Here is an 11,643-nt window from a genome sequence, read left to right as displayed (position 1 = left end):
AACTTTTTAATTCAAGACGGTAACAATCCTCATCCATCTGATGGAACGAGAGTTATCTCATCTGAAGCAGAAAATGGCCGTCGTTTCTATGTAGGCATGAACTTTAAGTTCTAAAATAGCCAAAATCATTGGAATTGCACGGCGGCGAATGAATATAGCCAACAAACGTGCAGTTTCAAGGATGAAAGGTATAGTTGAAAATACTTGGGGCATAGTTTTATGCTCCAAGTTGTTTTAAGTCTTTGTAATGTTCACTTTGGATGGTTTAGATATGTACCCTAAAAAAATCACCATAGCGGGTGGCGGCACTGCAGGTTGGATGGCAGCAAGTTTATTGCAACATAACTGGCCAAATGTACACATTACACTGGTTGAATCAGAGAACATTGGCACTATTGGTGTGGGTGAAGGTTCAACACCTTATCTTAAAGAATTTTTTAAAAATTTAAGTATTGCTGAGCATGAATGGATGCCTAAATGCAATGCTACTTACAAGTCAGGAATAGAGTTTCCGAATTGGTCTGAAAAACCTGGATATGAGAGCTACTTTCATCCCTTTTTTTCGCACCTTGATATTGAGACAGGTGAATTGTTTTTTGAGAAAGCAAAAGCACAAAAGCAAGGTGTATGCAGCAATGCTCATCCCGACTATTACTTCGTAAATACCCAAATATCCCAAAGGTGCAAAGCGCCAAAAAGCGAAAACCAGCAAAATTTAGACATTGATTATGGTTATCATTTTGATGCAGGTTTACTTGCCAATTTTTTGAAAGAAAGATGTTTGCGACTTGGCTTAGTCAACATTATTGACGATATAACCGGCGTTGAGTTAAAAGCAAACGGCGACATTAGTGCCTTAAATACAAACAAAAGCGGTGCAATAAATGCCGATTTTTTTATAGATTGCACAGGATTCAAAGGATTGCTGATCCAGCAAGCCCTTAACGTTAAGTTTAATTCATTCAAAGACAGTCTTTTTAATGACAGTGCGGTTGCGATCCAAACGCCAAAAGACAGTCAATCACCTATTAAAACCAGTACATGTTCAACCGCATTATCAAGTGGCTGGGCGTGGCAAATACCTCTCGCTAATCGTTATGGCAATGGTTATGTGTATAGCTCTGAGTTTATTAATGCTGATCAGGCCGAACAGGAATTAAAGGAACATCTTAATATTAGTCACCTAGATGACATTCAAGTAAAACATCTAAAGATGAAGGTGGGTCGAGTAGAGAAACACTGGTATAAAAACTGCCTAGCAGTTGGCCTTTCTCAAGGTTTTATTGAACCACTAGAAGCGACAGCTTTAATGCTTGTGCAATTTACAGTAGAAGAGTTCATAAAAGCGTACTCCAATGATCAAGACCACATTGCTCAGCAAAAATCATTCAATGATAATGTCAATCACATGATTGAAGGGGTGCGCGATTACATTGTCACCCATTATAAAGTTAACAGTAAAAGCAATTCCCCGTATTGGAAAAAATGTCGAGAACACGCCACTATTTCGAACAATTTATCAGCGTTACTAAAGGCCTGGGGAGATCCTGAATTATTTGAAGACGAATTAGAAAAACAGCAAGACATACTAGTTTATCTTCGACCCTCTTGGTACGTTATTCTCGCAGGTATGGGTCTATTCCCAGAACAATCACTAAAACAAAACGACTCAGTGACACATCATTCTCAGGCACAAAAACACTGTTTGAATATCGTCAACAAATTGTTTCCCGATCACCGTGAATATTTAAGTCGCCTGTGAAACAACAAACGATTGAATGAAGGTTTAGAATGAAAAATTTAAAAAAACAATTATCAATTGTGTTTCTTGTCGTTGCGCTATTGTCTTGTGGTGGAAGCTCAGAAACCACGCCATCAATAGTAAAAGCGCCCTCCCCTGCAATCCCACCTGTCAGTACTAAGCCGGTACTCACGTTCTCAAACCAGACTAATGCACTCAATATTAAGGTGAATCACAGTAATGCACTTCAGCAATTTTTAACTGAGCCTATGCTGTTTTCTGCAGGAGTCGCGGTGGCGGATTACAACAACGATGGTTATTTGGACATGTATTTTGTGGCAGGTAGTGGAGGTACCAATCAGCTATATCAAAATCAAGGCGACGACACCTTTATTGAAGTCGCAAGTGAAGCCGGAATAGCCATATCAGGCGTTAAAGGCTCAGGGCCAACTTTTGCAGATATTGATGGTGATGGCTGGTTAGATTTATTTGTTGGCGCGGTCGATGATGATCAATATTACCTATTTCAGAATAACAGAAACGGTACTTTTACTGACATAACCACCAGCTCAGGATTGCTAATGACTGCGGCTAATTCAGTATCAAGCACTTTTGGTGATATTGATAATGATGGTGATATTGATATGTTTATCAGTCACTGGGGAAACCCTATTGCTAGTGATAAAAGCTTAGGAATTGTTTGGCGAAATGATACTCATAACTATGTGATTAAGTTTGTTGATATAAGTTCTGAGTTGGGGATGGATACACTTTATCAAGGGCAAATAGTGGATACCTCTTTTGTGCCAAGTTTAAGTGATATTGATAGTGATGGGGACATAGATTTATTACTGGTTTCTGACTCAGGTAAGTCCAAAGTACTTAGAAATGATGGTAATAAATTAACGCGTACTAACGACATCTCGGTTAACGACCAATTTGGTATGGGTTCTGCTGTCGGTGATATTGATAATGACGGAGATATGGACTGGTACGTAACCAGTATATATGCCAAAGCAAGTAACTCTCAATCATCAAATAATACAACAAGTTACAATGGTAATCGTTTATACATTAACGATGGAGAAGGTAATTTTAATAACAGTGCCTTTGTAAAACGCTTGGATAATGGAGGTTGGGCGTGGGCCGCATGTTTTGCAGATTTTGATAATGATGGTCTTACTGATATTTTTCATGTTAACGGCTGGGGTCAATCTGGATTAGATTTTTCTCAATATCAGGATGATATTTCTCGTTTTTATCTTCAACAAAACGATGGCAGTTTTAAAGAGTCTGCTGCTGAAGTTAACGTAAATGAAGTCAAACAAGGACGCGGTGTGATTTGTAATGATATTGATAGAGATGGTGATATTGATATCATTACTTCAAATAACGACTCAAATGCCAGTTTTTTTCGTAATGAACTCACGACTGGACATCACTATTTAACCGTTCAATTGCAGGGTAATTCTCCAAACACTCAAGCTTTAGGTGCAAAAATTCAAGTCACCCCGTCAACAGGTTCAGTACAGATCAAAGAACTCAGAGTAGACAACAATTTTGTTTCCACCAATGCCGTAGAAGCACACTTTGGGCTGGGGTCACAAGACCTACCGGTTAACATAACCATCACTTGGCCAAACGGTGTTGTAACAGAGCATAGTGCGGTGGCAATTGACCAACTTGTAAGATTACAACAGCCAAAACAGTAAATATAACATTACTTAAAATATTAAAATCTACTCAGTTCGGGTTGATTTTATAGTCACATCACGAACCGAGGTAAACATGCCGTTAGCTAAAACAACATTTCTTATTATTGCTGGTCTCACCCTAGCAGGCTGCAACGGTTCCGATTCTACTGAAGACATTCAGGTGCAAGAACGATCCCCTTCAGTGGCAAGGCAATGGAACGAGGTGTTACTTAACGCCATTAGGAGTGACTTTGCGCGCCCTACAATACACGCTAGAAATTTGTTTCATATTTCTTCAGCTATGTACGATGCTTGGGCAATCTTACACAAAGATGCCACTCCATACTTGGCAGGAGCCACTGTCAACAATTACCAATGTGATGTTAAGGGTATATCAGCCACTACCGACATAAAATTTCAAGAAGAAGCGTTATCTTATGCAGCGTACAGACTTATCGACCATCGCTTCTTTCGCTCCCCAGGCGCAGTCGAAACACAGACTAATGTCACCAACCTTATGATGCAGTTAGGTTTTGACACCACAAACAGCGCTACCGATTATGAAAATGGCGGCGCCGCCGAATTAGGTAATTACATTGCAAACTGTTATATCGAGTATGGATTACAAGATGGTTCAAATGAGCAATACGGCTTTAACAATCAGTTTTACTTAAATGAAAATGATTTTATAGAACCCGCTTCACCAGGCAACCCTAACGCTATTGCCAACAACAATTATAACAGTTGGCAACCGATTTCTTTGTCCAAATCCATTGACCAATCTGGCAATGAGGTAGAAAACACTCCGCCGTTTCTAAGCCCTGAATGGGGCAACGTCTTACCATTTTCTATGACGCAGGATTCAAGCGTTACCAAAATACGTAACGGTAATGAATATAAAATGTATTTTGATCCAGGCTCACCTCCTTTTTTAGGAACTGGCTCATCCGAATTTTACCAATGGAACTTTGCCCTTGTTTCAATGTGGTCATCTCATCTTGATCCACAAGACGGTGTGATGATTGATATCTCACCAAAAACCTTAGGTAATAACCCAGCGTTACCAAGCACCAATTCATTAGCGGCATATCAGCAATTTTACGCGTTAAATGAGGGTGGTGATTCTAGTCAAGGTTATGACGAAAACCCAATCACTGCTCAACCCTATCAAGAACAAACCGTTCCACGAGGGGATTATGTCCGAGCGTTAGCCGAATTTTGGGCTGATGGTCCTGAGTCAGAAACACCACCAGGACACTGGTTTGTAATCATGAACGAGGTATTTGACCACCCTTTGTTTGAACGCAGATTTGCTGGTTCTGGTGACATTATTGGTCCTTTGGAATGGGATGTTAAAGCTTACTTCGCTTTAGGTGCGGCGATGCACGACTCTGCCATTGCCGCTTGGAGTATTAAGGGATATTACGATTATTTAAGACCCGTATCTGCCATCAGATTGATGGCAGATCTTGGACAAAGTAGCGATCCAGCAGAAGCCAATTATCACGCCCTTGGTATCCCGCTTTCTGACGGGTACATTGAACTGGTTAATTCAGACGATCCTTTAGCAGGTACTCAACAAGAAAATACGGGAAAAATTAAAGTAAAAGCCTGGCGCGGCCCGGATTATATTCAAGACACCAGTCAAGATGTCGCAGGTGTAGGTTGGATACTGGCAGAAAACTGGTGGCCATATCAACGTCCTTCCTTTGTTAGCCCGCCGTTTTCAGGCTTTATTTCAGGCCACTCAACCTACTCACGAGCTGCCGCTGAACTATTAACACGATTTACAGGTAGCGCCTATTTTCCGGGTGGAATGAGTGAATTTACCATTGCTGCAAATGAGTTTCTGGTTTTTGAAAAGGGACCAAGTGTTGATTTAACACTGCAATGGGCTACGTACAAGGATGCGTCAGATCAATGCAGCTTGTCTAGGATCTGGGGAGGAATTCACCCACCAATAGATGATATACCTGGTCGAAAAATAGGAAAAATAATCGGCAATAACGTATTTGATAAAGCAACCAGTTATTTCTAGGTATTAATTACCTGAACTCGGTATAAACCATACCGTCCAGCACTGCAATTCTTCGTTTACAACTTAAATTGCAGACGCCAAATGTTGCAAAAAATGAAAGACAATTTAAAATAGAATGACAACGCTGTCATTGTTAGATTTAGGAGAAGTTCATGCAAATTATTATTTATGATAATGCTCAACTAGTAGCACAAAGTGCGGCGAATTGGGTAAAAGAGCTTATCAATAAAAAAACGGACCCGGTATTAGGTTTGGCGACGGGCAGCACACCAATTAGTTTATACAAACAATTAGTTGAACAGCATAAATCGAATAACCTTAGCTTTAAAAACGTCACCACATTCAATCTAGATGAATATCACCAAATAGATCCAGTCAGTTCACAAAGCTATCGCAGCTTTATGACTGAGCATTTATTCAAGCATGTTGATATTGATGTGAACAATACTTACTTGCCCACTTGTGCGGTAGGTGAGAACCCAAGAACACAAGGGTTGGCATATGAAGAAAAAATCAAACAACAAGGCGGTGTTGATTTACAAGTTTTGGGTATAGGCGCCAATGGCCATATTGGTTTTAACGAGCCAACCTCTAGCTTATCGTCGCGTACACGTATTAAAACATTAACCCAACAAACTATTAGCGATAACAGCCGTTTATTTAAACCCGGTGAACAGCAACCTACTATGGCAATGACTATGGGCATTGGCACAATTATGGATGCTCGTTATGTGTTGTTAATGGCGACGGGTGCCAATAAAGCAAATGCGGTCAAAGATATGATTGCCGGCGGTGTTTCGGCCATGTGCCCTGCGTCTGCGTTACAGATGCATGAAAATGCCATTATATTATTAGATAAAGCAGCGGCCAGTGAATTAAGCGATCAAAGTTACTACCAATGGGCTGATAACGAAAATCGTAAGTTGATTGAACATTACGGTTATTTCCATAATTATTAGGTACTTATTTAATGGCATTCATCATTAAACAAGTTCATCGTTTCTGTTAATCACTGCGTCTTACTAACAAATTTTAATATGTGTGTCTTGTCCGGAACAGTTATGTTCTGGTCTTTTTTGAATGTTATTTATAAAGACAAAGTGGGCGTTAGTAGATTGGGGATACAGAAAAGTATTGATCTAATCATCATACTGGATCTCAACATTTTCCTATAAGACATTTAAAGAACACCGAACAAGACACAGGGTCAAATAGGCTAAAAAGTAAAGACTCTTAGACTATTTTCACGACCAGTAAGTAAATAACATTCCCTAAACGTTGCAAATAATTTAATAACAAGTAAAATGACAGCGCTGTCATTATCAAAAAGAAAGAAAACTGCAACATATATAAAAATAAAATTAGCAATGGTGGATAAACAAAGTATGCATTGTTTTAAACACAGAGGAATTATTTTTGACTAACTCGACAGACTTCTTCATAGGTATTGATGGCGGCGGCACCAAATGTAAAGCGCGCCTAGAAGATGCGCAGGGAAATATTTTAGCAGAAGCTATTGCCGGCCCAGCTAATGCAGCCCGAAATTTAACAGGCTCTGTTAAAGCCGTACTGGAGGCCAGCGAAAAAGCCATATCCAAAGCGAATATCAAAGGGTTGTCTTTAACCAAAATCCAAGCTGGAATTGGGTTAGCAGGCATAAATATCCCACAAGTTAAACAAAGGTTTTTGAACCACTCGCTACCATTTGCCAGTTGGCATATAACCACTGATTTACATATAGCTTGTCTTGGCGCTCATCTTGGCGAAGACGGCGCCATTGTTATTGTAGGTACGGGGTCATCTGGGATCGCTATCAACAAAAATCAACAGTTTGAAATTGGCGGACATGGATTTGTGGTTGGAGACAAAGGAAGTGGCGCTTGGCTTGGCAAGATGGCTATAAGTCATTGCCTTGAAACATTGGATGGGATCACTGCTGACAATCTATTCAGCGAACAAGTAATGAAACAACTTAATTGTACTAATGCATATGAGTTAGTTAGTTTAACTTTGGAAGCAAAACCGGTATTTTATGCGTCACTTGCCCCACTAGTACTAAAACTAGCGGCAAATCAGCAATCAGATGCATTACGACTAGTAAATCAAGCGGCTTCTTATATAAACAAGGTATGCCAACGATTATTAAGCGGAGATTTAAACCGCTTGTCGTTAATAGGTGGTGTCACACTGCCGTTGCTGCCCTATTTGGATAACCAGTTACAGACAATCATTCAGCCCGCCCAAGCAACGCCGGAGCAAGGCGCGGTATTATTTGCCAAGGCAAGACTAGCCAACAGATTATAGAGGCACAAATGCAGCGTTTTTTTGCAGAAAACTTGTTTGATGGGATAACCATCAGACAAAATCAAATGATTACTGTTGAGAATGGAACAATCCACTCAATTAAATCAGCTCAATTTCCAGACAACGCTACGCAGTTGTTGGGCTTAGTGGTTCCAGGTTTTGTTGATGTTCAAGTAAATGGTGGGGGCGGGGTTTTATTTAATAATCAACCAAACGTCGATGCCCTGTTCACCATGAGCCGCGCCCATCAAAACTATGGTAGCACTGCTATTTTACCGACACTTATCACCGATGACTTAGAAACTATGCAACTAGCAGCCGATGCCGTGGCGTCAGCGATTGCTCAAAATGTAAAAGGCATAATAGGCATTCATTTCGAAGGACCTCATTTAAGCCAACCTAAAAAAGGCATTCATCCTACGCAACATATTCGCTCAATCAGTCATGAAGAGATGGCTTTGTTTAAACGCACTGATATCGGTTTAGTGTGTGTTACTTTGGCTCCCGAAAACGTATCTGTAGAGTTAATTAAAGAGCTGGTTCAAGCCAATGTAAAAGTGTGTTTAGGTCACTCTAATGCTAGTTCTGAGCAGACCCTTGCAGCACTTCAAGCTGGCGCACAGGGATTTACTCATTTGTTCAATGCCATGTCCCCTTTACAAAGCAGAGAAGCAGGGATGGTTGGGGCAGCATTATTAGACTCAACTAGTTATTGTGGTTTGATTGTTGACCACGAACATGTAGATAAAACCAGTTGTCAATTAGCGATTAAATGTAAAACTCCCGACCGAATCATGCTGGTGACTGATGCTATGTCTCACGTTGGTAGTGATCAAATTGAATTACAATTTGCCGGTATGCAGATTAATCGGCAAGGTAATAAATTAACGATAGAAGGGGGCAGATTAGCGGGTTCGGCTCTTGATATGGCAAGTGCCATTCGTCATAGCGTGCAGGATTTACATTGCTCAATTCAAGATGCGATAAAAATGGCTTCTAGCACTCCCTCAACATTTTTAGGTTTGCAACAACAGAAAGGCTATTTGGCTCCAGGGTTCGATGCAGACTGGGTCGTATTAACCGAACAATATTATGTAAATGCCACTTATATTGCTGGTGAGCAGGTATTTGGTTAACGCCAGTTTACTACTGAAATCAAATAACATGTGAACAATACAACACCTAAGACACAGCTAGTTCACTCTTTGAATGTGCATGTATAACAACATTTTCAACCACTCTTTTTATTGGAAGTATTCATGACTGATTTGCTCTATCCCGTACCAGAACAAGCTAAGCAAAATTCTTTTCTAAGTGCCGAAAAATACCAATCAATGTATCAACAATCAATTGAATCTCCGGATGAGTTTTGGCAACAGCAATCAACTATTTTGGACTGGTATAAAGCGCCAACTATCATCAAAAACACCAATTTTGCGAAAGATGATCTGCAAATAAAGTGGTTTGAAGACGGGCAATTAAATGTCAGTTACAACTGTATTGATAGGCATCTAGCTAAACACGCACAGCAAACCGCTATTATTTGGGAAGGCGACTCACCCGACACTGACCAAAATATTAGTTATCAACAACTACATGATGAAGTCTGTCGGTTAGCCAATGGCTTGAAAAAGCTAGGGGTAACTAAGGGGGATAGGGTCGCTATCTATATGCCCATGGTGCCAGAAGCAGCTTATGCAATGTTAGCTTGCAGCAGAATTGGCGCAATACATTCAATTATTTTTGCTGGTTTTTCGCCTAATGCCATACAGCCATTTTTGCCTGACGACTCGGCCAATGCTGACCCGCAAGTATTAGTGGAAGTGAGCAACCATATTGATGACATTACATCAAGAACAGCCAGTCTACTTTCTGAATGGGATGTGCTTAACGAACCTTACGACAATCACTATTTAATGGACGCATTTGGTGATCAAATTATGCTTGATTGGTTTGAGCAAGCCCGTAAAAATTTGCCTGAGCATAAACTGTATATCAACGACTACAGCATTTTATCATCGGCTGGGTCAGACACAGCCCACCAACAACATTACCAAGATACCATTGAATATTTATACGCCCAAGGTGCACCCATTGATGGTATTGGGTTGCAAAGCCATTTTAATGATGTGCTCACAGACATTACTAAGGTGTATAGCATCATTGACCGTTTCCATCTGGCATTCCCCAGTGCCTCCATACGTTCAACGGAATTTGATGTTTCAACACTTGATGAGCAGTTACAAGCCGATTACACCCATGACTTTATCACCATATTTTTTAGCCATCCGGCTACGGTTGGTGTACAACTTTGGGGATTTTGGGCTGGTAGGCATTGGTTCCCAGATGCCGCATTGTATGACCTAGAATGGCGAGAAAAGCCAAATGCTGTTGTATGGAAAGACTTAGTATTTAATCAGTGGCACAGTCAATTTGAAACGAAAACCAGCTCCGAAGGCACCTTTACCGGTAGGGGCTATTATGGTGAATATGACATTACATTTAGCCATCAAGGTGCAGAGCAAACCCTCACCTTTAAGATTGAAAAAGGTGCTGAGAATAACATTGTACTAACAGCGCAATAAACCCTGACACCATGCCAGTGACTTGTCTCTTAATTGCATAAAATCGTTATACAAAAAGGCACATCAAGTGTGTGCCCTTTAATCTAAGCTAAGTTCGGTCTCACTACTAAAACGCCTATCCTGTTTTGTAATAGGGTCAATAAATTGTAATTGTTGTGCTAATAGTTGTAGGGGTTGGCTGTAATCATCAGACTTATTTACCTGTAACGTTGGATAATAAGTATCGTTCATTAATGGCCAGCCAAGGCTTTGCATATGCACGCGAAGTTGGTGAGTTTTACCTGTAATCGGGTTTAGTTCAAATAAGGCTTTGTCGGCTGAATGTTGCAAACACCTAATACGCGAATGACTGTTGGCAAGGCCTTCTACAATTCGCATTAAAAATTTCGGCTCTGATTTCTCTAAGCGATTTTTAACTTCCCATTGTTGGTTGTCTTTCACAGGCTGGTTAACTGTACTGGCAATCGCCTGATAAGTTTTAGTTACTTGATGGGTGGCAAATAAATTGTGGTAATGAGCACGTGAATCAGAGTTAACCGCAAACAATACTAAGCCTGCAGTGCCGTTATCAATGCGATGCACGGCTTGTAATTGTTGATTGCCGGTTTTATTTCGCAAGCGATTTTGCAGGCATTCTTCAACATATTCTCCGCCAGGCATAACAGGTAAAAAATGCGGTTTGTAAGCCACTAAAATCAACTCGTCCTGAAAGACAATTTTCTCCGCAAAAGGGATTACAGGCTCACGAGTTACTTCACGATAATAATAAACTCGTTGCTGCGCCGCATAAAGTGACATCATGTTAATTAAGCTCCCATCATGCCAATGCACCTTGCCATCAGCCATTCGTTGCTGCCACACATCACTTGAAATGGCTGGAAACTTGAGAATTAGAAATTCTAGAACAGTCGTAACACCGGGATTCTGCTGAGGTAGGCTGACTTTGGACGGAGAACTAGCGATAGCCATAATTGCACTCGTTGAAGATTTTTTTGGGTTTATGAGACCTACTATAACAACACGAGTATATAACGTTTTAGCTTGGCCATCTGCATAATGTATAAATCGTACTTCGAGTATTTATGTATTTAAGATAGCTAAATTAAAATTCTCAAAAACTATAAGTTGAATCCAAAAAAATAAAAAAAGAATCAAAGTAAATTTGATTCTTTTTTCTAAACACTTATCACTGTCTACCATTGAGTGATCTTCCCCCAGTTTTGTAGACACTTAGCTTGCCTGTGAATACATGATTTCATATTCATCTGGAGACACATGGCC

Annotated in this window: 8 protein-coding genes and 1 pseudogene; 8 read left to right on the top strand and 1 reads right to left on the bottom strand. The window is 40.3% G+C overall.

Going from position 1 to position 11,643, the window contains the following annotated elements; all coding sequences use genetic code 11:
- Positions 1-247 precede the first annotated feature (247 nt).
- From QZ488_RS19235 to QZ488_RS19200, 8 genes and pseudogenes are all read left to right on the top strand, one after another.
- Positions 248-1,762, top strand: coding sequence for a tryptophan halogenase family protein (locus QZ488_RS19235; protein ID WP_293751778.1), 1,515 nt, complete (start codon positions 248-250; stop codon positions 1,760-1,762).
- A 29-nt stretch (positions 1,763-1,791) separates the two neighbouring features.
- Entirely contained in the window at positions 1,792-3,453 is a 1,662-nt protein-coding gene (locus tag QZ488_RS19230; RefSeq protein ID WP_293751776.1) for a CRTAC1 family protein, read from the top strand.
- A 76-nt stretch (positions 3,454-3,529) separates the two neighbouring features.
- Complete coding sequence (locus QZ488_RS19225) at positions 3,530-5,473, top strand: vanadium-dependent haloperoxidase (RefSeq protein ID WP_293751774.1); 1,944 nt, start codon at positions 3,530-3,532, stop codon at positions 5,471-5,473.
- A gap of 152 nt (positions 5,474-5,625) precedes the next feature.
- On the top strand, positions 5,626-6,432 hold the full coding sequence (gene nagB / locus QZ488_RS19220) for a glucosamine-6-phosphate deaminase (RefSeq protein ID WP_293751772.1): 807 nt from the start codon (positions 5,626-5,628) through the stop codon (positions 6,430-6,432).
- A gap of 457 nt (positions 6,433-6,889) precedes the next feature.
- A complete protein-coding gene (locus tag QZ488_RS19215; protein ID WP_293751770.1) occupies positions 6,890-7,777 on the top strand; it encodes a BadF/BadG/BcrA/BcrD ATPase family protein in 888 nt (295 codons plus the stop codon).
- An 8-nt stretch (positions 7,778-7,785) separates the two neighbouring features.
- Positions 7,786-8,913, top strand: a complete 1,128-nt coding sequence (gene nagA, locus QZ488_RS19210; RefSeq protein WP_293751768.1) for an N-acetylglucosamine-6-phosphate deacetylase — start codon at positions 7,786-7,788, stop codon at positions 8,911-8,913.
- A 123-nt stretch (positions 8,914-9,036) separates the two neighbouring features.
- Positions 9,037-9,552, top strand: a pseudogene (locus QZ488_RS19205) (AMP-binding protein); the annotation flags it as partial.
- A gap of 42 nt (positions 9,553-9,594) precedes the next feature.
- Complete coding sequence (locus tag QZ488_RS19200) at positions 9,595-10,362, top strand: endo-1,4-beta-xylanase (protein WP_366509074.1); 768 nt, start codon at positions 9,595-9,597, stop codon at positions 10,360-10,362.
- A 78-nt stretch (positions 10,363-10,440) separates the two neighbouring features.
- Here the strand turns inward: QZ488_RS19200 and QZ488_RS19195 are convergent, their stop codons facing one another.
- Positions 10,441-11,331 carry a pseudouridine synthase gene (locus tag QZ488_RS19195; protein ID WP_293751766.1) on the bottom strand — a complete coding sequence of 297 codons (891 nt, stop codon included), beginning with the start codon at positions 11,329-11,331 and terminating at the stop codon, positions 10,441-10,443.
- Between the last annotated feature and the right edge of the window lie 312 nt (positions 11,332-11,643).

It is taken from the genome of uncultured Paraglaciecola sp., assembly GCF_913020055.1.
GTDB lineage: Bacteria > Pseudomonadota > Gammaproteobacteria > Enterobacterales > Alteromonadaceae > Paraglaciecola.
The sequence above is the reverse complement of the archived record's forward strand: the minus strand, read 5'-3'. Positions and strand labels throughout refer to the sequence as shown.

Coding starts and splice junctions, on each gene's coding strand:
- QZ488_RS19230 (WP_293751776.1), top strand. CDS start 1,792: ATGAAAAATTTAAAAAAACAATTATCAATTGTGTTTCTTGTCGTTGCG.
- QZ488_RS19225 (WP_293751774.1), top strand. CDS start 3,530: ATGCCGTTAGCTAAAACAACATTTCTTATTATTGCTGGTCTCACCCTA.
- nagA (WP_293751768.1), top strand. CDS start 7,786: ATGCAGCGTTTTTTTGCAGAAAACTTGTTTGATGGGATAACCATCAGA.
- QZ488_RS19195 (WP_293751766.1), bottom strand. CDS start 11,331: ATGGCTATCGCTAGTTCTCCGTCCAAAGTCAGCCTACCTCAGCAGAAT.
- QZ488_RS19235 (WP_293751778.1), top strand. CDS start 248: ATGTTCACTTTGGATGGTTTAGATATGTACCCTAAAAAAATCACCATA.
- nagB (WP_293751772.1), top strand. CDS start 5,626: ATGCAAATTATTATTTATGATAATGCTCAACTAGTAGCACAAAGTGCG.